This is a genomic window from Alcaligenes sp., assembly GCF_050255915.1.
Taxonomy (GTDB): Bacteria; Pseudomonadota; Gammaproteobacteria; order Burkholderiales; family Burkholderiaceae_B; genus Alcaligenes; species Alcaligenes aquatilis.
Map to the genome: position 1 here is coordinate 181,778 of NZ_JBFWIQ010000003.1, position 24,912 is coordinate 206,689.

Here is a 24,912-nt window from a genome sequence, read left to right on the forward strand (position 1 = left end):
AAATAAACAGGAGCCCAACTGCCTTGTTGCGCAAGGTATAAGGACTTCAAGGGAATTATCATGGCCCGCCATACCCCCATTACTCGCTATCGGAACATCGGTATATCGGCACATATTGATGCCGGCAAGACCACGACAACCGAGCGCATTCTTTTCTACACCGGCGTCAGTCACAAGCTGGGGGAAGTGCATGACGGGGCGGCCACCATGGACTGGATGAGTCAGGAGCAGGAGCGTGGCATCACCATTACCTCGGCGGCCACGACCTGCTTTTGGCAAGGCATGGATGGCTCGCTGCCCGAGCACCGTATCAATATCATCGACACCCCCGGCCACGTGGATTTCACCATCGAGGTGGAACGTTCCATGCGCGTGCTGGACGGCGCGGTCATGGTGTATGACGCTGTCGGCGGGGTACAGCCGCAATCTGAAACGGTTTGGCGTCAGGCCAACAAGTACAAGGTTCCGCGCCTGGCTTTCGTCAACAAGATGGACCGTGTGGGGGCGGATTTCTTTCGCGTACGTCAGATGATGGTGGATCGACTCAAGGCCAATCCTGTGCCTGTGGTGATCCCTATGGGGGCTGAAGATGGCTTCAAAGGCGTGATCGACTTGCGCTTGATGAAAGCGATTGTGTGGGACGAGGCCTCTCAGGGCATGAAATTCAGTTTTGAGGACATCCCTGATGATCTGCAGGCCCCGGCCAAACAGTGGCGCGAGCGCATGCTGGAAGCGGCGGCAGAGGCCAATGAAGAGCTGATGAATCAGTACCTGGAAACGGGTGACTTAAGCGTGGCCCAGATTACGTTGGGCCTGCGCTTGCGCACCATTGCCGGAGAGATTCAGCCCATGCTGTGTGGTTCGGCCTTCAAGAACAAGGGGGTACAACGCATGCTGGATGCGGTGGTGGAGCTGCTGCCTTCCCCTGTGGATGTGCCCGCTGTGCAGGGTTTGGACGAGGCCGGTGAAATCGTCACTCGCCAATCTGACGACAATGAGAAGTTCTCAGCATTGGCATTCAAGCTGATGACGGACCCGTATGTCGGCCAGCTAACCTTTGTGCGAGTGTATTCCGGTGTGCTGGCCAAGGGGGATAGCGTCTATATTCCGGGCCGTGGCAAGAAAGAGCGTATTGGCCGGATTGTGCAGATGCATGCCAATGACAGACATGAGGTCGATGAACTGCATGCGGGTGATATTGCCGCCTGTGTTGGCCTGAAAGAGGTCAGCACAGGGGAAACCTTGTGTGATCCTTTGGCCATCATCACGCTGGAGCGCATGGAGTTTCCCGAGCCGGTGATTCGTCAGGCCGTGGAGCCCAAGACCAAGTCCGATCAGGAAAAGATGGGGATTGCGCTCTCGCGTCTGGCTTCTGAAGATCCGTCTTTCCGTGTCAGCACGGACGAGGAATCGGGCCAGACGATTATTGGCGGTATGGGTGAGCTGCATCTGGAAATTATTGTGGATCGCATGAAGCGCGAGTTCGGTGTGGAAGCGAATGTGGGCAAGCCGCAAGTGGCCTACCGCGAAACCATCAGCAAGACCGTGCGTGATGTCGAAGGCAAGTTTGTGCGTCAGTCCGGCGGTAAAGGACAGTACGGCCATGTGGTCTTCACCCTGGAGCCGCAAGAGGCGGGCAAGGGCTTTGAGTTCGTCGATGCCATCAAGGGCGGGGTGGTTCCGCGTGAGTACATTCCGGCAGTGGAAAAAGGTGTGCTGGAGGCCCTGAACAGTGGTGTGCTGGCGGGCTATCCCGTGGTGGATGTGAAAGTCACCTTGACCTTCGGTTCCTACCACGACGTGGACTCGTCCGAGCAAGCCTTCAAGATGGCGGCGATCTTCGGTTTTAAGGAAGCGGCCAAACAGGCTTCACCCGTGATCCTGGAGCCTATGATGGCGGTGGAAGTGGAAACGCCTGAAGACTATGCCGGCAATGTGATGGGTGATTTGTCCAGCCGTCGGGGCATGGTTCAGGGTATGGATGACATGGTGGGGGCGGGCAAGCTGATCAAGGCGGAAGTGCCTTTGTCCGAGATGTTTGGTTATGCCACCACGCTGCGTTCCATGTCCCAGGGCCGTGCAACGTACAGCATGGAGTTCAAACGCTACGCGGAAGTGCCCAGGTCCATGGTGCAGGATCTGGTGGCAGAACGTCAGAGCACACGACAGGGAGGCTGATGACAAAGGGGGCGGGTTTTCCTGTGTCTAACCAGGCACGGGAACCCCCGCCCCTGATGCTTTGCCTGTTGTTGTTGTTGTTGTTGTTGTTGTTGTTGTTGTTGTTGTTGTTGTTGCTGCTGTGTTGTCGCTGCTGGCCAGTCTGATGTGCGGTTTGATTCAGGGCCAAGCCTGCTTAGTTCAGCAGACTGCGTACCCCGTCCGCCAGAACCTGCACCGATTCGGTGTCGGGTGCCAGATACCGCGCCCTGCCTTGCTGATCGAAAATATACACACCACGGCTGTGCGAGACTTCGTAGTTCTCGGGCGCGTTGGGATCGGGTTTTTCAATCTGGAATGCGACCCGGTAACGACGGGCCAGATCGGCAATCTGCTTTTCAGAGCCTGTCAGCCCTGTCGTGTGCTTGCCGTCAAAGGCGGCTATATAACGGGCTAGGGAGTCGGGCGTATCGCGGTGGGGATCCACACTGACAAAGATGATGCGTACCTGTTCGGCATCGTTACCCAGTTCTTCCATGACCAGCCCAAGCTGGGCCAAGGTGGTGGGGCAGATATCCGGGCAACTGGCATAGCCAAAAAACATCATGACGACTTTATCTTTGAAGTCATCCTGGGTGAGTGTTTTGGAACCAGCGGCTTGCAGGGAAAAGCGCAGATCGGGCAGGAAGCCGCGTACGGGATGCAGATTGGCAGCGGCAGCGCTGCCTAGCAGGAACAGGCCCAGCGCCAGTGTCAGGCCAAACTGTTTAAACAAGACAAGAATGGGCCTTACTGGGCTGGGTGTCATGGACGTCCTCTGGGTTTAGGCTGGCTCTGGAGTGAGCCCGCTGTGACGGAGCAGGGCGGTAATCGAAGGGTCGCGGCCACGGAAAGCACGGAAGGAGTCGGCAGCGGGGCGTTCGCCCCCTACGGACAGAATCTCGCGCCAGAAGCGATGGCCCGTATTGCTGTCGAGGGTATCACGTGCTCCATCCGAGTGGGTATAGGCTTTTTCCTCAAAGGCCGAGTAGGCGTCGGCGGACAGGACTTCGGCCCATTTGTAGCTGTAGTAACCTGCGCCATAGCCACCCGCAAACAAGTGTGAGAACTGATGCGGGAAACGGTGCCACTCAGGCGGGAACAGCACGGCGACTTCCTGGCGAACCTGATCCAGAATTTCCATGACGGCATCAATGCTCAGGCCGCTGTCACGCGAGTGGATCAGCATGTCAAACAGGGAGAATTCCAGCTGACGCACCATTTGCATGCCGCTTTGGAAGTTGCGGGCCAGGTTCAGCTTGTTGTAGAGCGCACGGGGCAGGTGCTCACCGGTTTCCACGTGGGCAGTCAGCATCTGCACGACGGGCCATTCCCAGCAGAAGTTTTCCATGAACTGCGAGGGCAGCTCGATGGCGTCCCATTCCACGGCGGAGAAGGCCGAGGCAGCCGGATCGTCTACCCGCGAGAGCAGCGTGTGTAGGGCGTGGCCGGATTCGTGGAACAGGGTGATCACATCATCATGCGTCAGTAGCGCAGGGCGGCCAGGCTGAGGTTCGGCAAAGTTGCACACCAGGTAGGCGATCGGCAGACACAGCGTTTCACCTAGACGGCGACGACTGCGTTCGCTATCGACCCAGGCGCCGCCTTGTTTGCCTTGACGGGCGTGCAGGTCCATATACAGATAACCCAGGACCTTGCCATCGGAGGCAATCACTTCAAAAGGGCGCACGGCAGGATGCCAGGCTGGGACATCGGCGGCACGCAGGGTTACGTCAAATAAACGCTGGATGACTTTGAACAGGCCACTCAGAACGGCAGGTTCCGTGAAGTACTGTTTGACCTCGTCTTCCGAATAGGCGTAGCGCTGTTCGCGCAGGCGCTCGGCACTGAACGGTACATCCCAGGCTTGCAGGGTTTCCAGGCCCAGTTCTTGTTGGGCGAAGGCTTGCAGCTCGTCCAGATCCTGGCGGGCGTAGGGACGGGCTTTGGCAGCCAGATCACGCAAGAAGCTCATCACCTGTTCTGGGGTGTCGGCCATGCGGGTTTCCAGACGCATATGGGCGTAGCTGGCAAAACCCAGTAGGCTGGCTTCCTGGGCACGCAGGTCCAACAGCGTTTCAATGGCCTGGGAGTTATCAAATTGGGCATCGCCTTGTTCGGAGGCAATGGTGGTGTAGGCCCGGTACATCAGCTCACGCAAGGTCTGGTTGCGAGCGTATTGCATGACAGGCAGGTAGCAAGGCATTTTCAGCGTCAGACGCCAGCCTTGCTGATCGTTTTCTTGCGCAGCGCGTTGGGCAGCGGCCAGCACGTCGTCCGGGATGCCGTCCAGCTCGGCCTGGTCAGTGACCAGGTAATACCACTGATCAATGGCATCCAGTACATGCTCGGAGAACTGTTGCGAGGTTTGCGCCAGCTCTTCGGAAATGCGGGCGTAGTCTTCACGTGCCTGACCTTCCAGTTGCACACCGCTCAAGCGGAAATCGCGCAAGGCCAGGGTAATGATACGTTGGCGCTGGGGCGTCAGGGCGGCAAAGGCCGGGCTGTCAGCCAGAGCCTGGTAACGCAGGAACAAAGGACGGTTCAAGCCTACCCAGGTCGAGAACTCGCTCATGCGTGGCAGGCACTGGTTGTACACCGCACGCAGCTCGGGCGTATTGATGACCGAGTTCAGGTGACCGGCCACCGACCAGGCGCGATACAAGGTTTCGGTGGCGTCGGTGATGGGCTCGACGATATTGTCCCAACTGGGTTCACTATCGTCGTTGGAGACTGTGTCTATGGCTTGGCGGGCCAAGGCCAGCAGTTGGTCCACCGCCTGCTCGATGTGCTCGGGCTGGATGGCGGGATAGTCAATAAGACTGTCGATAGGAACCAGTAAGGGATTTGTCGTCATAAACCGTTATTAATTTAAAGACTAATGTTGGCCGAGCGTTCGGCCGCTTCCAAGGTATTGACCAGCAGCATGGCAATGGTCATGGGACCCACGCCACCGGGTACGGGCGTAATGGCTGAGGCCACTTCGCTGGCGCTGGCAAAATCCACGTCACCGCACAGTTTGCCATCGGCGCCACGATTGATACCGACGTCGATCACCACCGCACCGGGCTTGACCATATCGCCAGTAATGATGCCGGGGCGGCCTACGGCGGCAACCAGCACATCGGCACGGCGGGTCTGGGCGGCCAGGTCACGCGTTTTGGAATTACAGAGGGTGACGGTCGCGCCCGCAGCCAGCAAGAGCATGGCCATGGGTTTGCCCACAATATTGCTGGCGCCCACGACGACGGCCTCTGCTCCACGCAGCGTCACGTTTTCGGATTCCAGCATCTTCATGACGCCGTAGGGCGTGCAGGGGGCAAACAGGGGTTTGCCCGTCATGAGCATGCCGGCATTGCTGACATGAAAACCATCCACGTCCTTGTGGGGCGCAATGGTTTCAATGACTTTGTGCTCGTCCAGATGGGCGGGCAGGGGCAGTTGAACCAGAATGCCGTGTACCGAGCTGTCCTGATTCAAACGAGTGATCAGGGCCAGCAGCTCGGCTTCGGTGGTGTTGGCCGGCAGGCGGATGATATCGGATTTCAGGCCGGCGGCTTCACATGCCAGACCCTTGTTGCGTACATAGACTTGGGAGGCCGGATCTTCTCCGACCAGTACCACGGTCAAACCAGCTTGAATGCCGTGGGCTTGCTTCAGTTTGGCAACGCGTTCTGCAACGTCCGCCTTGATAGCGGTGGACAGCTTTTTTCCATCAATAATGCGAGCACTCATTTACGCATCCTCGGACTTGGTGAGGGCGATTTTCATGAGGTCGGCAACCGTAGTGACTTCCAGTTTTTCCATGATATTGGCGCGATGCGCTTCGACAGTTTTAATACTGATATTCAAGTCCCCGGCAATCTGCTTGTTCAGGCGGCCAGCAACAATGCGTTCCAACACTTGCTGCTCGCGCGCTGTCAGGCGGCCCAGGACTTCTTGTTGACTTTTCTGTGCCTGCGCTTGCGAGGCACGTGCGGTAGCTTGCTCGATCATGCGGCTGACAATCGTGCGCAGATCGGCTTCATTAAAGGGTTTTTCCAGAAAGTCGATCGCGCCTTTCTTCATGGTGCTCACGGCCATGGGCACGTCACCGTGGCCGGTAATGAACACAATCGGGATATTCGATTTACGAGTGATCAGGGCTTCCTGAAGCTCCAGGCCGCTCATGCCGGGCATGCGCACGTCCACAATCAGGACGGCGACCTGGGTAGGATCGTAGGCGCCCAGAAACTCTTCGCCCGATGCAAAGCAGCGGACCCGGTAGCCATTGGCTTCCAAGAGCCAGCGCAAGGAGTCCCGTACGGCTTCGTCGTCATCGACTACGTAAATGGTGCATGGCATTTGCGGGCTGGTCATTCGGGTATCTCCAGTTTGTTATCAAGGGTGTCCACTACATCAGGTGCCGCACAAGGTAGACTGAAACGGAAAATCGTTCCACCCTCTGGATTGCCGACTGCCCATAGGCGGCCGTGATGCGATTCAATAATTGTGCGACAGATGTTCAGGCCCATCCCAAGGCCTTCGGACTTGGTGCTGTAAAACGGTTCAAAGAGGCGCTCGGGGTCTTTCAAGCCATGACCGCGATCGATGACGGCCATCTCCAAAAGCGATTCCTGTTGGGTAATCACCAATTGAAGCACATGATGTTCACTGTGCTCCATGGCTTCGATCCCATTTTTGAGCAGATTCAATAATACCTGTTCTATGAGAATGGGGTCGGCAATGACGTCAGGGACGGGGTCCGGAATGCTCAGTTCAATCTCGATCTGGCGCTTGCGGGCGTCGATTTCGGCAAAGCCGACGGCATTTTCTACAATACGCATGACCTTGACGCGGACGCGGCGTGGCTCACTGCGCTTCACGAATTCACGAATGCGGCTGATGATCTTGCCCGCACGTTCGGCTTGCTGGGCAGCCTTCTCTAGTGCAGCCAGCAGGGTTTCAGGCTGGTAGCGGCCAGATTTCAACATGGCGACAGCGCCCATGCTGTAGTTATTGATGGCGGTCAGTGGCTGGTTCAGTTCGTGTGCCAGCGAGGAGGCCATCTCGCCCATCGTGGTCAGGCGGCTGGTCAACTGAACTTTTTCCTGCTGAATGCGTGAGGCTTCTTCGTGCTTGCGGCGATCAGTAATGTCACGCGCCACTTGCAGGCGTACCCGGCGGCCATCGGTCCAGGCCAGCATGCGGTGATGAACTTCAAACCAGCGGGCCGCCGATTCGGAGTAAATCTCAACGGTTTCATCGGTGAAGCGGCCCAGGCGGCCTCCCAGCAATTCAGCGTGACCATTGGATTGGGCGCCGAAGAAGCGACGATAGGTGCGGTTGGCAAACAGCAGCTCCAGACCGTCGGAGGTATCGGCCACCACGGAGATGGCATCATCCAGACCTTCCAGCACCGTCATGAAGCGCTCGTGCGCTGCAGTCAGGGCCTCGCGAATGCGCTTGGGCTCGGTGATGTCTGTCATGGAGGTCATCCAGCCAATCTGTTCTCCATTGGGAGCACGCAAGGGCGAAACATACATACGGGCCGTAAAGCGCGAACCATCACGGCGCTGAGCCTCCACTTCCAGACCGCTGCTGGGTGTTCGGCCCGACAGCAAAAGATCCAGGGTTTCCTGATGCTGTTGATGGCGGCCGGGTAACCAGTAAGGGAAGGGGGCGGTACGACCCACCAGATCGGCTTCGTTCCAGCCAATCATTCGACAAAAAGCCGGGTTCACATAGGCAATGCGGCCTTGCATGTCAAACACGCGCATCCCCGTGGACATGGAGTTCTCCATGGCGCGTCGGAAACCGGTCTCGGCAGTCTGGGCGGCTTCGGCGTGGGTGCGAAAGCGGGTATAGCGCCACAGGGCCAGCAAGCTGACCACAATCACCAGAGACAGGGCCAGAATTACCATCATCAGGCGTTGCTGGCGCGTTTCCTGATCGATGGTCACAAACATGACGCTATCGTTTTGCAAACGCTGCAGCCACAGGAATACCCCCATGACACAGAGGTAGAGAAACAGCACGACAACCGGTGTCAGCCAATAGAATCCACGCCGATTCTGCTTAGCCTGATCATAAAAGGTTGAAGGGATCAGAGACTTTTTGGGATGAGTAGCCATAACAGCAAGAAAAGAAGTATGGCTGGATTGTAATGTAGGGCTATTTTTTTTAGTGATATTTCGTATTATGAAAACACATACCATAAAATGAAATTTTGCTTGAGCCTTTCTGTGTTCTTTCCTAGAATGGTTTGGTGCAGGCGTACCCCGCCTTGAACGCTCACAGTCCGCAATACCCGCTTCGGTCAGGATCGCTTTACTTCTTCTTAGAGGGGCGGCTCAGCGTCGAACAAGACCGGACTACTACCACATATATGGAGACACTATATGTCCTCAACCCAAGACAATAGTTCGGCTCAGGTCAGTCAAGACCAAGCCCTAGAAACAAAAGAGTGGCTTGACGCCCTGGAGGCGGTGGTGGACCGTGAAGGCCCGGCCCGTGCCCATGATCTGATCGAAAAGCTGATCGATCTGGCCCGTCGCTCCGGCGCTCACATTCCGTTCTCGCCCAACACGGCTTATGAGAACACGATCCCTCCCGGTCTGGAACCTGCCCACCCCGGCAATCTGGTGCTCGAAGAGCGTATCCGTTCCTACATTCGCTGGAACGCCATGGCCATGGTCGTGCGCGCTAACCGCGAAACTCCTCCCGATGGCGGTGGTTTGGGCGGACACATTGCCTCGTTTGCATCGCTGGCCACCATGATCGGCTGCGGTCAAAACCATTTCTGGCACGCTGAAACCGAAGATCGCGGCGGCGATATGGTGTTCTTTCAGGGCCACTCCTCACCCGGTATCTACGCCCGCGCCTTCATGGAAGGCCGCATCTCCGAAGAGCAGTTGAACAACTTCCGTCAGGAAGTCGATGGCAAAGGCTTGCCGTCCTACCCGCATCCCAAGTTGATGCCCGAATTCTGGCAGTTCCCCACCGTATCCATGGGCCTGGGCCCATTGATGGCGATCTACCAGGCCCGTTTCCTGAAGTACCTGCATGCCCGTGGCATTGCTGATACCAGCGGCCGTAAAGTCTGGGTGTTCCTGGGCGACGGCGAGATGGACGAACCCGAATCCCTGGGCGCCATCGGTCTGGCGGCACGTGAAAAGCTGGACAACCTGATTTTCATCGTGAACTGCAACCTGCAGCGTCTGGACGGCCCTGTACGTGGTAACGGCAAAATCATCCAGGAACTGGAAGGGACCTTCCGTGGTGCTGGCTGGAACGTGCTGAAACTGATCTGGGGCGGTTACTGGGATCCCTTGCTGGCCCGCGACAAGGAAGGCATCCTGCGCAAGGTCATGGAAGAAACCGTGGACGGCGAATATCAGGCCTACAAAGCCAATGATGGCGCCTACGTTCGCGAGCACTTCTTTGGCAAGCACCCCAAGCTGCTGGAAATGGTCAGCCGCATGAGCGACGAGGACATCTGGCGCCTGAACCGTGGCGGTCACGATCCTCACAAGGTGTACGCTGCATTTGATGCCGCCACCAAGCACGAAGGTCAGCCTACCGTTATTCTGGCCAAGACCATCAAGGGCTACGGCATGGGCCACGTGGGCCAAGCCAAGAACCCGTCGCACCAACAAAAGAGCCTGGATCTGGACGCCGTACGCGAATTCCGCGACCGTTTCAATATCCCGGTTCCTGATGACAAACTGGAAGAGTTGCCTTACTTCAAGCCAGCGGAAGACTCTCCAGAAATGCAGTACCTGCATGCCCGCCGTCAAGCCTTGGGTGGCTACCTGCCCAAGCGTCGCAACAAGGCGGACGAACAGTTGACCGTGCCGACACTGGACGCGTTCAAGCCCATGCTGGAAGCCACTGCCGAGGGCCGTGAGATCTCCACGACGCAAGCGTTTGTCCGTTTCCTCAATACTTTGCTGCGCGACAAACAGGTGGGGCCTCGTGCTGTGCCTATCCTGGCGGACGAATCCCGTACCTTTGGTATGGAAGGTCTGTTCCGTCAGATCGGTATTTACGCGCCTGAAGGCCAGAAGTACACCCCGGTCGATAAAGATCAGGTCATGTACTACCGCGAAACGGCCAACGGTCAGTTGTTGCAGGAAGGGATTAACGAGCAGGGTGCATTTAGCTCCTGGATTGCGGCGGCCACGTCGTACTCCAACAACAACCGCATCATGATCCCGTTCTTCATCTATTACTCGATGTTCGGCTTCCAGCGCTTTGGCGATCTGGCCTGGGCAGCCGGTGATATGAAGGCACGTGGTTTCGTGCTGGGCGGCACCGCCGGTCGCACCACCCTGAACGGTGAAGGTCTGCAGCACGAAGATGGTCATAGCCATATCCAGTCCTCGCTGATTCCTAACTGCATATCCTATGACCCCACCTTCGCTCACGAAGTGGCTGTCATCATGCAGCATGGTTTGAAGCGCATGGTGCAGGACCAGGAAGATGTGTACTACTACATCACCTTGATGAACGAGAACTACGCTCAGCCTGGTTTGGTCGAAGGCGATGAAGACGGCATCCTGCGTGGCATGTACAAGTTCAAGTCGGTTGCCAAGGACAGCAAGCTGCGTGTTCAACTGATGGGTTCGGGTACGATTTTGCGCGAAGTGATCGCGGCACAAGATCTGCTGGAAAAAGACTGGGGCATTGGCTCCGATGTCTGGAGTGTCACCAGCTTTACTGAACTGCGTCGTGATGGTCTGGATTGCGAGCGTGCCGCTCTGTTGAATCCGGAAGGCAAGGATCTGCCTGTACCGTACGTGACGACCCAATTGCAAAACACCGACGGTCCTATTGTGGTCTCTACCGACTACATCAAGGCCTTCGGTGACCAGATTCGTCCGTTCGTGCCTAAGAACCGCACACTGAAAGTGCTGGGTACCGATGGCTTTGGTCGTTCCGACTACCGCTTCAAGCTGCGTGAGCACTTTGAGGTTGATCGTCACTTCGTGGTGTTGGCTGCTCTGCGCGCGCTGGCTGAAGAAGGCAAGATTCCGTTCAGCAAAGCGTCCGAGGCGATTGCCAAATACGGCATCAATCCTTCCAAGGCCAACCCGCAGCACGCATAAGGGACTGAATCATGAGCAATATTATTCAAGTCAAAATCCCGGATATCGGTGCTGACGACGCTGTCGAAGTGATCGAAATCCTGGTCAAGGAAGGCGAGACCATTGAGGTCGAGCAAAGCCTGATTACGGTGGAGTCCGACAAGGCCTCCATGGAAATCCCATCGTCTGACGCTGGCGTGGTCAAGTCCATCAAGGTCAAACTGGGTGACAAGGTCAAGGAAGGCAGCTTGGTTCTGGAACTGGAAGCCGCCGAAAGTGCGCAGGCAGCGCCTGCCGCTGAGCCTGCCAAGGCCGAGGCCACGCCTGCTTCCAAGGCTGAAGCGGCGCCCGCCGCCGCAACGGCTGCGGCGGGTGGTGAACAGCAAGTAACGGTTCAAGTACCTGATATCGGCGACGCCCGTGATGTGGACGTAATCGAAATCATGGTTCAAGTGGGTGACGCTATCGAAGTGGACCAAAGCCTGATCACCGTGGAATCGGACAAGGCTTCCATGGAAGTGCCGTCCTCCCATGCTGGCGTGGTCACGGCCATCAAAGTGAAGCTGGGTGACAAGGTCAGCCAGGGTAGCGACATTCTGGAACTGACCGTGCAAGGTGCTGCCGCTGCACCGGCCAAGGCCGAAGCCGCTCCTGCTCCTAAAGCTGAATCCGCTCCTGCCGCTCCCGCTGCCGCTGCTGCGCCTGCGGCCAGCTCCTCGGTCGTGGTCGGTGCCGGCGCACCGGCTCCAGAGCGTGTCTCGCCTACGGCTGCCTTTGCCCAAGCAGAAGGCTCATTACGTAATCTGCCCCACGCCTCACCGAGTGTGCGTAAATTTGCGCGTGAATTGGGTGTGGATCTGGCCAAGGTTCATGGCTCGGGCGATAAAGGTCGTATTACGGCTGACGACGTGCGTGGCTTTGTGAAGCAAGTCATGGCTGGCGGCGCTGCTCCGGTTATTGCAGCCGGTACGGCGGCTCAGGTCGGCGGTCTGGATGTGCTGGCCTGGCCCAAGGTTGATTTTGCCAAGTTTGGCCCAGTCGAAACGCAGGCTCTGTCGCGCATCAAGAAAATTTCGGGTGCCAACCTGCATCGCAACTGGGTCATGATTCCTCATGTCACCAATAACGAAGTGGCTGACATTACTTCTCTTGAAGCCCTTCGCAAAGAGCTGAACGAGGAATACAAGAAGTCCGGCGCTCGTGTCACCATGCTGGCTTTTGTCATCAAGGCTGCCGTGGCGGCCCTGAAGAAATTCCCTGAATTCAACGCTTCGCTGGATGGCGACAATCTGGTGCTCAAGCAGTATTACCACATCGGTTTTGCGGCGGATACGCCTAACGGTCTGGTTGTGCCGGTCATTCGTGATGCCGACAAGAAGGGCATTCTGGATATCGCTCGTGAAACGGGTGAACTGGCTGCGGCCGCCCGTGACGGCAAGCTGAGCGCCGCTCAGATGCAAGGTGGTTGCTTCACCATTTCCTCGCTGGGTGGTATTGGCGGTACGGACTTCACACCCATCATCAATGCGCCCGAAGTGGCCATTCTGGGTCTGTCGCGTTCCTCCATGCAGCCCGTCTGGAATGGCAAGGAATTTGCGCCACGCCTGATGCTGCCGCTGTCCCTGTCTTACGACCACCGCGTTATCGATGGTGCCTCGGCTGCCCGTTTCAATGCCTTCCTGGCAACGATGCTGGCCGACTTCCGTCGTATTGCACTGTAAGGAGTTGTCATGAGTCTGATTGATCTGACGGTCCCGGATATCGGCGACTCCGGTGAAGTAGATGTCATCGAAGTGCTGGTGCAGGTCGGTGATACGGTCGAGCTCGAGCAAAGCCTGATCACCGTGGAGTCCGATAAGGCCTCGATGGAAATCCCTGCCGCTCAGGCGGGGGTGATCAAGGAATTGCTGGTCAAGGTGGGTGACAAAGTCTCCCAGGGTTCGGCCATTGCCAAGATCGAAGTAGCGGAAGGCCAAGCGGCTCCCGCTGCGGCACCCGCCAAAGAAGAAGCGCCGCAGGCAACTGTGCCTGCCGCTGCTGCTCCGGCCTCGACACCTGCTCCGCAGGCGGCCAGCCATCAGGGTGCTGCGGATGACTCCGTGGATGTGCTTGTTCTGGGCGCTGGCCCAGGCGGGTACAACGCGGCCTTCCGTGCGGCTGATCTGGGCCTGAAAGTGGCTCTGGTCGAGCGCTACAGCACTCTGGGTGGTGTGTGTCTGAACGTGGGTTGTATTCCTTCCAAGGCCTTGCTGCATACTGTGGCGGTCTACGAGGAGGCCAAGTCCCTGGCCACACACGGCATCAAGTTCGGCGAAGCGCAAATCGACATCGATGCGCTGCGCGACTACAAGAACAAGGTCATCGGCAAGCTGACCGGTGGTCTGGCCGGTATGGCCAAGGGCCGCAAGGTCCAGGTTGTGGTCGGTAACGGCCAGTTCCTGGACCCCAACCACATCGAAGTGACCGCCAACGACGGCACCAAGAAAGTGATCAAGTTCGGTTCGGCCATTATTGCTGCCGGTAGCCAGTCGGTAAAACTGCCATTCTTGCCTGACGATCCACGCGTGGTGGACTCCACCGGTGCGCTGGAACTGAAGTCTGTGCCCAAGCGCATGCTGATTGTAGGCGGTGGCATCATCGGTCTGGAAATGGGTACGGTGTACTCGGCTTTGGGCGCACGCCTGGACGTGGTGGAAATGCAAACCGGCCTGATGCCGGGTGCAGACCGCGACGTGGTCAAGGTGTGGGAGAAGATGAACAAGCATCGCTTTGACCACATGATGCTGGAAACCAGCACGGTGGCTGCCGAAGCCCGCGAAGACGGCATCTGGGTAACTTTCGAAGGCAAGAACGCTCCGGCCGAGCCACAGCGCTACGACCTGGTTCTGCAAGCCGTGGGCCGCTCGCCCAATGGTAAGAAGATCGGTGCCGAGAAAGCTGGTGTGCAGGTTACAGACCGTGGCTTCATCCCGGTTGACAAGCAACAGCGCACCAACGTGCCGCATATCTATGCGATTGGCGACATTGTGGGCCAGCCCATGCTGGCACATAAGGCCGAACACGAAGCCCACGTGGCTGCTGAAGTCATCGCCGGCGAAAAATCCTTCTTTGATGCTCGTGTGATTCCTTCGGTGGCCTACACCGATCCGGAAATCGCCTGGGTGGGTCTGACCGAAGATCAGGCCAAGAAAGACGGTATCAAGGTCGAGAAGGGCGTGTTCCCTTGGGCTGCATCCGGTCGTGCCATTGCGAACAACCGTGATGAAGGCTTTACCAAGGTTCTGTTCGATGCGGAAACCCACCGTATTGTGGGTGGCGGTATCGTCGGCACCAATGCGGGCGAGCTGATTGGCGAGCTGGTGCTGGCTATCGAAATGGGTGTGGACCCGGTCGATCTGGCCAAATCCATCCACCCGCACCCCACCTTGTGCGAGTCGGTCAGCAAGGCGGCTGCCGTTGCCGAAGGGACGTGCACGGACTTGCCGCCAGCCCGTCGCAAGTAATACCAGTATTGGCTTGATAGTTAAGGCGTATTGGATCACGGCAGGTGCTATCATCAGCGCCTGCCGTTTTTATTTTGTAATTGGTGTTGTCCATGACTCATCCTGTTCTGAAAGCCGACTCCTCGCTGAGTGACTGGCTGTCCTATTTGGAAACTTTGCATCCTTCGGCCATTGATCTGGGCCTGGGCCGGATTCGCGAGGTTGCCCAACGTCTGAACATCAAATTGGATTCCGTCGTTATCACGGTGGGCGGCACCAACGGCAAAGGCTCGACCTGCGCTATGCTGGAAGCGATTTTGCTGGCGGCGGCCTATAAGGTGGGTGTGTATGCCTCTCCGCATCTGGTGCGCTACAACGAGCGCATTCGCTTAAATGGCGAGATGGCCGAGGATGCCCAGATTACGGCGCAATTTGCCCGTATCAATGAAGCCCGGGGCGACCTGACACTGACTTACTTTGAATTCTCCACGCTGGCGGCCTTGTTGCTGTTCCAGGAGCAGCGCGTTGACGTCGCGGTGCTGGAAGTGGGTTTGGGTGGCCGACTGGATGCCGTCAATATCATTGATGCGGACTGTTCCATCATTACCAGCATTGATATTGATCATGCTGAATACCTGGGCAATACCCGAGAGCAGGTTGCTTGGGAAAAGGCTCATATTTTCCGTGCGGATCGTCCCGCCATTTGCGCCGATCCCGTGCCGCCACAGACCATGCTGGATTATGCCCAGGAGATTGGTGCCCAGTTGTGGCTGTTTGGCAAAGATTTCAACTATTCCGGCGACCGTCAGCAATGGGCCTACGGTGGCCGTAATCAGCGCCGCGCTGCATTGGCTTACCCGGTCTTGCGTGGCGCAAACCAATTGCTTAATGCTTCTGCAGCATTGGCTGCGCTGGAATCCTTGCATCCCCGCTTGGCCGTGCCTGCGCAAGCGGTACGCGCCGGTTTGCTGCGTGCCCAAATGCCTGGCCGTTTCCAGATTCAGCCTGGTCAGCCTTGCGTGATCTTTGACGTGGCGCATAATCCGCATGCGGCGGCGGCTTTGGCGCAGAATCTGGACAATATGCCGCCTTACCCCAAGACGATTGCGGTTGTGGGCATGTACAAGGACAAGGATGTGGATGGCGTGATTGCCCGCATGGCCACGCGTATCGATCATTGGATGTGCGCCAGTTTGGAAGGACCACGCAGCATGTCGGGCGAGGAATTGGCCAATCATGTGCACACCGTTCTGGCCAGTGGTCAGACGCCTGACGATGTTCTGGCCCCCGAGGCCGAATCCAGTTCACATCGCCCGGGCGTTCGACCTGTTGCACGGGCTTCGGTCAGTAAAGCGTCAGCAGTCGTATCCAGTTACAACAGTCCTCGGCTCGCTTACGAGGCGGCATTAAAAGAGGCCAGTGACAATGATAGAATTGTTGTGTTTGGCTCGTTTGCGACAGTAGGGCCGATACTTGAAGCCGCAAACGACCGTTCATCTTCCTGAATATCGGTAAGACTGCTTATTTCATAGGTCTGGGGCTCATGGGTTTATTTTCACGTAACGATACTTCCTCATCGTCGGGTCGCCGCGCTAGTGCTTCTAGCGACTCACAATTATCGGAACTGCGTGGACGGGCTCGCCGCCGTCTGATCGGTGCGTTGGCTCTGGTTCTGGCCGTGGTTGTGCTGGTGCCTATGCTGACTGCCGACAAAACGCCGCCCGAGCCCGAGCAATCCCTGGCCTTGGGGCCTATTGGGCAGACAACGGGGCAGGGCGCGGCGCAAACTCGCCCTGGTGAGTTGGTCGTGCAAGAGAATACCCCAACGCCTGTTATCGAGCAGCCCGACGAGCCACCGGTGACCGATCCCTCCACCAGCACAAATGGTGGTCTGGCTGTGGTCAATCCCGGCCTTGAAACGGATCCTGCTCATGTGACCACGCCAAGCACGCCGACAGCACCGCCGCCGGTGACAACGCCTCCAGAGCAGCCCAAACCGGTCGAAAAGCCCAAACCTGTTGAAAAACCCAAGCCTGCTCCAGCGCCTGCCCAAAACGGTCGTACGGATGATGGCTCCTATGCGCTGGCCCTGCTCGAAGGCCGTGTACCCAACAAGCCTGCCCCTGCAGCTGCCACCAAACCCGCAGCGCAGCAAGGCAATTTCATTTTGCAGATTGTCGCCTATTCCAACCAGAACGATGCCCAGTCGCGTCGTGATCAGCTGGTATCGGCCGGTGTGACCAATGCCTATGTAGAAACGGCACAAAGCGGTGGCAAGCCAACCTATCGTTTGCGTGTGGGACCATTCCCCACCCGTGAAGCGGCTCAGGCAGCTCAGGCCCGCTTGCGCTCGCTCGGTTACGAGAACAGTTTTATCTCGGCTAAGTGAGCAGCTTCGACTATATCGTCCTTGGAATTGTGGGTGTATCAGGCCTGCTGGGCCTGATACGCGGATTGATCAAGGAAGTTCTTTCGCTCAGCGCCTATTTGCTGGCTTTCATGGCCGCAATCTGGTGGGGGCCACGCACATCAGGTTGGATACAAGTCTGGATAGAAAACGGCTTATTACGTACGGCTTTGGCCTACGGAGCCGTTTTTTTTATGGTCTTGTTGCTGGTGGGTTTGTTGAACATGCTGCTGGCCAGCCTGATAGAACAAACGGGTTTGACACCTGCCGATCATGGGCTGGGTGGCTTGTTTGGGCTGGCCCGTGGGGTATTGCTGGTGCTGATTCTGGTCATCCTGGCCGGACATACCGATTTACCGAAAGAACCGTGGTGGGAGCAGGCCAAGTTGGCCGAGCCTGCGATCCGCGCGGTGCAATCGATTAAGGCCATGCTGCCGCCGTCTCTGGCAGAATGGCTGCCTTATTGAGAACACACTAACGGGAACCAATCATGTGTGGAGTTGTAGGGGTTGTTGCGCGCAGCCCTGTAAATCAGTTGATCTATGACAGTTTGCTCTTGCTGCAGCATCGCGGGCAGGATGCAGCGGGGCTGGCGACCTGGCACGACCAGTTCTTCAGCATGCACAAGGCATTTGGCCTGGTGCGGGACGTATTTCGTACCCGCAACATGCGCTCTTTGCCAGGCAATAGCGGTATTGGCCATGTGCGTTATCCCACTGCAGGCTCTAGCCAGAGCGTGGAGGAGGCGCAGCCGTTTTACGTCAATGCCCCCTTTGGTCTGAGCTTTGTTCACAACGGTAATCTGACCAACTGGCGTGAACTGCGTGAAGAGCTATTTACCATTGACCGTCGCCACATCAACACCAACTCGGACTCCGAGGTTCTGCTGAATGTGTACGCGCACGAACTGCAACGTGCTGCTACCGGTCCTGAGCTGTCTCAGGACGAAGTGTTTGACGCCGTGGCCGCCGTGCACCGTCGTGCTCGTGGTGCTTACGCCGTGGTGTCGCAAATTGCAAACTTTGGTCTGGTTGCCTTTCGCGATCCGAACGGGATTCGTCCTTTGTGCCTGGGCCGCAACGTGACCCCCAAGGGCGAGGAGTGGATGGTTGCCTCCGAGTCCGTGGCCTTGACCGGTTGCGGCTTTGAGCTGGTTCGTGATGTGGAGCCCGGCGAGGCCATCATCATTGATCTGGATGGCAATCTCAGCAGCCGCCAGTGTGCCGAGAACCCGCGCCTGAATCCCTGTGTCTTTGAATACGTATACTTTGCCCGTCCCGATTCGACGGTCGATGGTGTGTCGGTGTACGACGCGCGTTTGTTGATGGGTGTGTACCTGGCCGAGAACGTTGCCAAGAATCTGCGTCTGGCTGATATTGATGTGGTGATGCCTATTCCTGACTCGGCCCGTCCATCGGCCATGCAGCTGGCGGCTCATCTGAATCTGAACTACCGCGAAGGTTTCATCAAGAACCGCTATGTAGGTCGCACCTTCATCATGCCCGGCCAGGAAGTGCGCAAGAAGTCTGTGCGTCAGAAACTGAGCGCCATTCCCATGGAGTTCCAGGGCAAGAACGTGCTGTTGGTGGATGACTCCATCGTGCGTGGCACAACCAGCCGCCAGATCGTGGACATGGCTCGTGCTGCCGGTGCGAACAAGGTGTTCTTTGCCTCGGCAGCGCCACCTGTGCGTTTTCCGAACGTATACGGCATTGATATGCCTACCGTGTCCGAGCTGATTGCCACGGGGCGTGATGTGGATCAGGTTGCCAAGGAAATCGGTGTGGATGGTCTGGTCTACCAGGATCTGCACGATCTGGAGCAATCCCTGCGCGATTTGAACCCACGTTTTGCCGGTTTTGAGTCCTCCTGCTTTAGTGGCGAGTACGTGACGGGTGATGTGGACGAGGCTTATCTGAATTTGCTGGCGGAAGGCCGCAAAAGCGGTCGTGAAGTGCCGGACGTGACGGATTGATCGCTTAACCGCTTAGTTGAATAGAAAATCTGCTTTTCTGAGCTACACCCCAAAGCTGGACGCCAGTCCAAGCTTTGGGGTGTTTTAATCGGAAGTTTCGTCGTAGCGTAAAGAGGATCGGTATGGCGGTGCCACAGAACAAGCAGGAATTGCTGGATGCGATTCGTACCACCTATCAGAAACTGATGGCCGACCTTGCCAGTGTGCCAGCGGAGCATGCCCGAGACGCGACGCTACCGGGGCATAGACAAGGCACACAGATGAGTGTGTCCGATCTGGTGGCTTATTTGATCGGATGGAATCTGTTGGTGCTGAAATGGTGTGATGGCAAATCAAAGGGACGACCGGTCGATTTCCCTGAAACCGGCTATACGTGGAGCGAGTTAGGCAGACTGGCGCAAAAATTTTATGCCGACTATGCAGGCGTGGCCTACGCTGACTTGCTGCGGCTATTTGCGGATGTACATGCTCGCATTGTCGCGCTCGTTGAGCAGGAAAACGATGCTTCGCTGTATGGCATGCCTTGGTATGAGAGGTACACCCAAGGCCGGATGATCCAGTTCAATACATCGTCACCCTATGCCAATGCACGGTTGCGGTTGCGCAAGTGGAAGAAAGCGAACGCCATCACCTGATAATTCGATGTTCTTGGCGTGCTGGCGCACGGTCTGGCCGGGCTGTCACGCCATGCCTGAAACATATGGCCGCCAATGCTAAGCACCACGACGCTTGAACAAGGTCAGCAGCAAGCCTAGGCCCAGAATGACAAACAACGCCAGGCTCCAGTACGCATATTCAATCCCCAGCAGCGGTTGACGGGCGTCCATGCAGGAAGCATAGATGCCAAATAACCAGGGCAGGCCGCTTTCCAGGCCAGATTGGGTAATGAAGCGGTCAGCAAAGGTCTGGTCGCAACTGAACAGGTGTTGCGCCACAGAGACCTGATACCAGGCAGCCACAATACCGCCTACCGCTGTGGCCAAACCCAGCAGGCTGGCTATGGTGGAGCTGCGTGGGTGACCAAGTTGCTGCAGCACACCTGCGATCAGGCTGAATACGCCCAGCACAATGAAAATCAGCCGTTGCAGCACGCACCAGGCGCAAGGCGGGATGCTGAATACGTGCTGAGAGAGCAGCGCAATGCCTACGCCTGAGAAGGCGAGCAGGGCGATCAGATAATAGGGTGCAGCGGATTGGCGGGAAGAGGCGGCCATGGTATCAAGAGGAACTTAAAGAATGAAAGGTAGAGGCTTCCTGTAGCAAACCCAGGAAAAGCTCGTGGAAACCTGCCCAGGTAATCTGCACGCCCAGGCACAAGAGAATAAAGGCGGACAGGCGCATCACGACAGCGGTGCCATTCTTGCCCAGTTTGTACAGAAATTGGGATGCAAAACGTAAGGCCAGAAACACAATAAAACTGGCCGCCGCAATAGCGGGCAGTGCGCCAGCCAGCTTGCTCATGGTGCCGGCGACCGAGTTGTCGTGCAACGTCGCCCCTACCGTCAGCGCAGCAGACAAGGAGCCGGGGCCGCAGAGCATGGGGAAGGTCAAGGGGTAGAAGGCCTTGGAGCGAATTTGTTCCCAGGAATAGGACTCGGCCATGTTCTGGGCGTGTGCCGCATCAAAGTCCGAGGCGTTGATCAATCGCCAGGCGGTGCCAATCACCAGCAAGCCCCCGCCAATACGAATGATGGGTAGGGAGATGCCAAAGAAATTCAGCACAATATTGCCTGCCACCATAGCGATGGCCAGCATGATGAAAATGTTGATGGCAACTTTCTTGGCCAGTCGGGCGCGATCGGGCACGCTGGCCCCTTCGGTCAGGGTCAGAAAGATGGGGGCGGCCGCAGGCGGGTTCAGCATGGGCAAGAGTGTGGCCAATGCAAACAAGAAGCTGCGACTGACATCGGCAAAGACAGAGGAGATTTCCATTAAGACGCGGAGGTTTGTTGAGAGAGGGCCAAACGTACATCGCGCTCCAGGCGCAATTGATGACGGTTGTGTTCCAGTGCGGCGCCACTGAGGATGAAGACGTCTTCCACGCGGTCGCCCAGAGTCATGACTTTGGCTGAGCGTAGTCGTACGCCGTGGCGCTCGAATACTTGGGCGAGACTGTACAACAAACCGCGCCGGTCTGTAGCACTTAAGGTCAAAATCCAGTCCTGGCCTTGCTCATCCAGGCGCAGATCCACGGTGGGCTGAATGGGGAATACTCTGGCCCGGCGCGAACGTATGTCGCGATAGGGATCGTGAGCATGCTCGTTGGGGATCCAGTCCTGTTGTAGTGCCTGGCACAGCTCGGTTTCGATCAGCAAGGGGTCACGCCGTAGGGCATGGTCGTAGGCGGGCAGCATCACGACAAAGCTGTCCAGTGCCCAGCCGTGGCGAGTCGTGTAGATGCGTGCGTCCTGAATGCTGACGGCCTGGCTGTCAAAGTAACGACAGATACGTAAAAACAGACGGCTGGCGTCTTTGGTATAGACCAGTACCTGCAGCGCGTCGGTTTGTCCGGCGGGACGTATGCGCACAACAGGAGTCAGGCTGTGGGACTGGTGGTAGAGCTGGATCGTGTGCCAGGCGATTTCGCTGGCGTCATGACGCAGAAAATAAGGCTTGTCCAGCCACTGCCAAAAGTCTTCACGAGCATCGTCCAGCAGACCGGCCAGACGTATTTCACCGGCGGCGTCACGTTTGCGCTGATCCAGCACGGAGACACCGTCCTTGACGTCGCGCCCTAACGCGGCCAAGGTCAGGTTGTACAGATCCTCCAGTAGCTTGCCTTTCCAGGAGTTCCAGACGGTTGGGCTGGTGGCACGAATGTCGGCTACGGTGAGCAGGTACAGGGCGGTTAGCCGGCGTTCGGTGCCTACGGTTTGTAGGAACTGGAAAATCACATTCGGGTCGCTCAAATCGCGTTTTTGTGCGACCTGAGACATGCTCAGGTGTTCTCGGACCAGAAACACCACCAGTTCTGCATCTACGGGCATCAGGCCGTGATCCTGGCAAAAGGCCAATGCGTCCTGGGCACCCAATTCGGAGTGATTCCCACCGCGTCCTTTGGCAATGTCGTGAAAGAGGGCGGCAATATACAGCAGCCAGTGGCGATCAAAACCGCTCATTAGCTGATTGGCCATGGACAGCTCCTCGCTGTGCTCAGCCATGGTGAAGCGGCGTAGATTGCGTATGACTTTCAGCGTGTGCTCGTCCACGGTATAGGCATGGAACAGGTCGTGTTGCATCTGCCCGACCACGCGCCGGAAGACAGGCAGGTAGCGTGGCAGCACGTTGAGCAAATTCATCAAGCGCAAAGTGTGCACAATGCCTTTGTTCTGTTGGAGAATTTCCAGAAACAGACGTCGATTTCGGGGCTCGGCCCGGAAGGTGGCATCGATCAGGCGGCGGGCGTGCCACAAGGCGCGCAGCGTATCGGCTTTCAGGCCGCGCAAACTAGCTTGTTGCTGCAAATGCAGCATGGCGACAAAGATCAGAGAGGGGTCTTGCTCGAAGCCATTGGCTTGACGCAATTCCAACTGTCCATGATGAATCTGGAAGTGTTCATCCAGGACAAGCGGTTCCTGATCGGTTTGTGGAAACAGGTGTTCCTCAATGCTGCGCATCAGGATCAGATTGAGCTGGCTGACAATCTTGGCGGCCCAGTAGTAACGCTGCATCAGCAGTTCGCTGGCACGTCGGGTGGCCGTGGGTTGGAAGCCGTAGATTTCCGCCAGACGTGGTTGCAGATCAAACAGCAGTCTGTCTTCGGCGCGGCCTGTCAGTAGATGAAGTTCAATGCGCAGGCGCTTGAAGGCTGCTTCGACCCGTTGCAGGGCATTGAGCTCGGATTCGGTCAGCAGCTCGGATTGCGCGACGTCCAGCCAAGTGCGCCCCAAACCGGCTGCCCTGGCCATCCAGAGCAGCACTTGCAAGTCACGCAAGGCGCCAGGCGACTCTTTGCAGTTGGGCTCCAGGGAGTAGGGCGTGTCTTGCAGATGGGCATGACGCTGCTGCTGCTCGGCCTGCTTGGCCAGAAAGAAGGCTTGCGGGTCCATCTGGCTTTGCAGTTGCTGTTGGGCATGGCGCAGCAATAACCTGGAGCCTGCCAACCAACGGCTTTCCAGCATGGCGGTTTCGGTAGTGATGTCCTGGCTGGCTTGTTCCAGGCATTGGGCGGGTGTGGCCACATTGTGGCTGGGGGCCAGGCCGATATCCCATAAGGCGGCGACCAGTGCCTGGATGCGGTCAATGTCCTCTGCGTTCGGTTCACGCTGCAACAGAATCAGTAGATCCACATCCGAGTGCGGGTACAGTTCCCCGCGACCATACCCGCCCAAGGCCGCCAAGCTGGCTTGGCGGGGCAGGGGGTAACGGTCCAGGAGTTCGCGCAGGCCTTGGTCACAAATCTGGCACAGGCTTTTGAGCAGACGATCACAATGCAGGTCTTGCCTGAAGCGCTCGTAGACCTGGGCCCGGCGGCAAGCAATTCTGTCGCGAAGCTGGGCCAGGAAGGACATGGTTCAGGCCTTGTTGATGATGGCTGGAGGGGCAGGCATGCCGGGCGAGACGGTCAGTACTTCATAGCCGGTATCGGTCACCAGTATGGCGTGCTCCCATTGGGCTGACAGGCTGTGGTCGCGGGTGACGACGGTCCATTGATCTGCCAGGGTGCGCAGTTCGCGACGGCCCGCGTTGATCATGGGTTCAATGGTGAAGATCATGCCGGCTTCCAGTTTTACGCCTGTGCCGGGCTTGCCGTAGTGCAGCACCTGCGGGTCCTGGTGGAATTTTTGGCCCACGCCATGTCCGCAATATTCACGTACCACGGAAAAGCCTTGTTTTTCAGCGTGTTGCTGAATAGCGTGGCCGATATCCCCCAGGGTTGCGCCCGGCTTGACCTGATCGATGCCCAACCACATGCATTCGTAAGTGGTTTCAGTCAGGCGACGGGCCAGGATGCTGGGTTCACCCACGTAGAACATGCGGCTGGTGTCACCAAACCAGCCATCTTGAATAATGGTGACATCCATGTTCAGAATATCGCCGTTTTTCAACACTTTATCGCCAGGAATGCCGTGACAGATGACGTGGTTGACGGAGGTGCAGATAGAGCCCGGAAAGGGCGGGTAGCCAGGGGGCGCGTACCCCACGGTGGCTGATTTGACCCCTAGTTCATTGATGCGCTCCATGCACAGGCGGTCCAATTCGCCAGTCGTGACGCCTGCTTTGACAAAGGGGGTCAGGTAGTCAAGGATGGATGCCGCCGTCTGGCAAGCAGTGCGCATTTTTTCGAGATCAGTGGGGTCTGTGACGAGAATACTCATAGCAACTTGAACAGGTCTATTGAAAAATAGTAGAATTATAGGCTTTTGTGAATTTTGCAGTTACGCACAGTCCCGTTTGGGACGATCTGGCGGCTGTCCAAGCAAGGCGGTGTAAGGCAGCGCAAAGCGCTGTTTACCGCATTAAATCTAGGTTTTCCTGGTTTGACCGGCTTTTCTCAGGCCTTCTGAATCTTCAGGGCGGATGAGTAAAGCAAGGGGTCAGGACAGTTTGTTCCAAGATTGAAAAAAACGCCTCAGGGCGCTGCGAGCCAGCAAAAACACGCAGAATTCACAACGAATACAGGGTCAGCACGATTACAAGCGTTGCAAAAGCAACATGGGCAGCAGCCCGGTTCTTGTTCAACAGATGCTGACCAGGCAATCCCCTAGGATACACCTGCAAGCGGTGCGCTGCATGCAGGCAGTAGCCAGAAAAGTTTCAGGCCCGGTTTGACGGCAGATTTCT

18 protein-coding genes are annotated in these 24,912 nt (G+C 57.2%); 9 read left to right on the top strand and 9 right to left on the bottom strand.

The window, feature by feature from the left end; genetic code table 11:
• The first annotated feature begins 60 nt into the window (after positions 1-60).
• Positions 61-2,178 carry an elongation factor G gene (fusA, locus tag AB7E06_RS04945; RefSeq protein WP_094196839.1) on the top strand — a complete coding sequence of 706 codons (2,118 nt, stop codon included), beginning with the start codon at positions 61-63 and terminating at the stop codon, positions 2,176-2,178.
• A 175-nt stretch (positions 2,179-2,353) separates the two neighbouring features.
• Here the strand turns inward: fusA and AB7E06_RS04950 are convergent, their stop codons facing one another.
• From AB7E06_RS04950 to AB7E06_RS04970, 5 genes are read right to left on the bottom strand one after another with little or no spacing between them, the layout of a single operon-like run.
• Entirely contained in the window at positions 2,354-2,965 is a 612-nt protein-coding gene (locus tag AB7E06_RS04950) for an SCO family protein (protein ID WP_094196838.1), read from the bottom strand.
• 15 nt (positions 2,966-2,980) lie between these two features.
• Positions 2,981-5,053 carry a M3 family metallopeptidase gene (locus AB7E06_RS04955; RefSeq protein ID WP_108727540.1) on the bottom strand — a complete coding sequence of 691 codons (2,073 nt, stop codon included), beginning with the start codon at positions 5,051-5,053 and terminating at the stop codon, positions 2,981-2,983.
• Positions 5,054-5,067: 14 nt separating this feature from the next.
• A complete protein-coding gene (folD, locus tag AB7E06_RS04960; RefSeq protein ID WP_094196836.1) occupies positions 5,068-5,931 on the bottom strand; it encodes a bifunctional methylenetetrahydrofolate dehydrogenase/methenyltetrahydrofolate cyclohydrolase FolD in 864 nt (287 codons plus the stop codon).
• A complete protein-coding gene (locus AB7E06_RS04965) occupies positions 5,932-6,555 on the bottom strand; it encodes a response regulator transcription factor (protein WP_094196835.1) in 624 nt (207 codons plus the stop codon). It lies immediately after the preceding gene.
• Positions 6,552-8,309, bottom strand: a complete 1,758-nt coding sequence (locus AB7E06_RS04970; RefSeq protein WP_094196834.1) for a PAS domain-containing sensor histidine kinase — start codon at positions 8,307-8,309, stop codon at positions 6,552-6,554. The genes AB7E06_RS04965 and AB7E06_RS04970 overlap by 4 nt, the downstream gene beginning before the upstream one ends.
• 267 nt (positions 8,310-8,576) lie before the next feature.
• Between AB7E06_RS04970 and aceE the strand changes: the two genes are divergently transcribed.
• The 8 genes from aceE (at position 8,577) to AB7E06_RS05010 (ending at position 19,763) form a co-directional block, all read left to right on the top strand.
• Positions 8,577-11,285, top strand: a complete 2,709-nt coding sequence (gene aceE / locus AB7E06_RS04975; RefSeq protein ID WP_094196833.1) for a pyruvate dehydrogenase (acetyl-transferring), homodimeric type — start codon at positions 8,577-8,579, stop codon at positions 11,283-11,285.
• A gap of 11 nt (positions 11,286-11,296) precedes the next feature.
• Entirely contained in the window at positions 11,297-12,985 is a 1,689-nt protein-coding gene (gene aceF / locus AB7E06_RS04980; protein WP_427955476.1) for a dihydrolipoyllysine-residue acetyltransferase, read from the top strand.
• A gap of 9 nt (positions 12,986-12,994) precedes the next feature.
• Positions 12,995-14,767, top strand: a complete 1,773-nt coding sequence (gene lpdA / locus AB7E06_RS04985; protein WP_094196831.1) for a dihydrolipoyl dehydrogenase — start codon at positions 12,995-12,997, stop codon at positions 14,765-14,767.
• Positions 14,768-14,859: 92 nt separating this feature from the next.
• Positions 14,860-16,251, top strand: a complete 1,392-nt coding sequence (gene folC / locus AB7E06_RS04990; RefSeq protein WP_427955478.1) for a bifunctional tetrahydrofolate synthase/dihydrofolate synthase — start codon at positions 14,860-14,862, stop codon at positions 16,249-16,251.
• A 38-nt stretch (positions 16,252-16,289) separates the two neighbouring features.
• On the top strand, positions 16,290-17,135 hold the full coding sequence (locus AB7E06_RS04995) for an SPOR domain-containing protein (RefSeq protein WP_094196829.1): 846 nt from the start codon (positions 16,290-16,292) through the stop codon (positions 17,133-17,135).
• Complete coding sequence (locus AB7E06_RS05000; protein ID WP_094196828.1) at positions 17,132-17,620, top strand: CvpA family protein; 489 nt, start codon at positions 17,132-17,134, stop codon at positions 17,618-17,620. The genes AB7E06_RS04995 and AB7E06_RS05000 overlap by 4 nt, the downstream gene beginning before the upstream one ends.
• 23 nt (positions 17,621-17,643) lie before the next feature.
• Entirely contained in the window at positions 17,644-19,128 is a 1,485-nt protein-coding gene (gene purF / locus AB7E06_RS05005; RefSeq protein ID WP_094196827.1) for an amidophosphoribosyltransferase, read from the top strand.
• 122 nt (positions 19,129-19,250) lie between these two features.
• Positions 19,251-19,763 carry a ClbS/DfsB family four-helix bundle protein gene (locus tag AB7E06_RS05010; RefSeq protein ID WP_094196826.1) on the top strand — a complete coding sequence of 171 codons (513 nt, stop codon included), beginning with the start codon at positions 19,251-19,253 and terminating at the stop codon, positions 19,761-19,763.
• A gap of 78 nt (positions 19,764-19,841) precedes the next feature.
• Here AB7E06_RS05010 and AB7E06_RS05015 read toward each other — a convergent pair whose 3' ends face one another.
• The 4 genes from AB7E06_RS05015 to map are packed head-to-tail and all read right to left on the bottom strand — an operon-like array spanning position 19,842 to position 24,446.
• Positions 19,842-20,342 carry a disulfide bond formation protein B gene (locus tag AB7E06_RS05015; RefSeq protein ID WP_094196825.1) on the bottom strand — a complete coding sequence of 167 codons (501 nt, stop codon included), beginning with the start codon at positions 20,340-20,342 and terminating at the stop codon, positions 19,842-19,844.
• A gap of 4 nt (positions 20,343-20,346) precedes the next feature.
• Positions 20,347-21,060 carry a MarC family protein gene (locus AB7E06_RS05020; protein WP_094196824.1) on the bottom strand — a complete coding sequence of 238 codons (714 nt, stop codon included), beginning with the start codon at positions 21,058-21,060 and terminating at the stop codon, positions 20,347-20,349.
• On the bottom strand, positions 21,060-23,639 hold the full coding sequence (locus AB7E06_RS05025; RefSeq protein ID WP_427955485.1) for a [protein-PII] uridylyltransferase: 2,580 nt from the start codon (positions 23,637-23,639) through the stop codon (positions 21,060-21,062). Before AB7E06_RS05025 ends, AB7E06_RS05020 begins: the two co-directional genes overlap by 1 nt.
• Positions 23,640-23,642: 3 nt before the next feature.
• Positions 23,643-24,446, bottom strand: coding sequence for a type I methionyl aminopeptidase (gene map / locus AB7E06_RS05030; protein WP_094196822.1), 804 nt, complete (start codon positions 24,444-24,446; stop codon positions 23,643-23,645).
• Between the last annotated feature and the right edge of the window lie 466 nt (positions 24,447-24,912).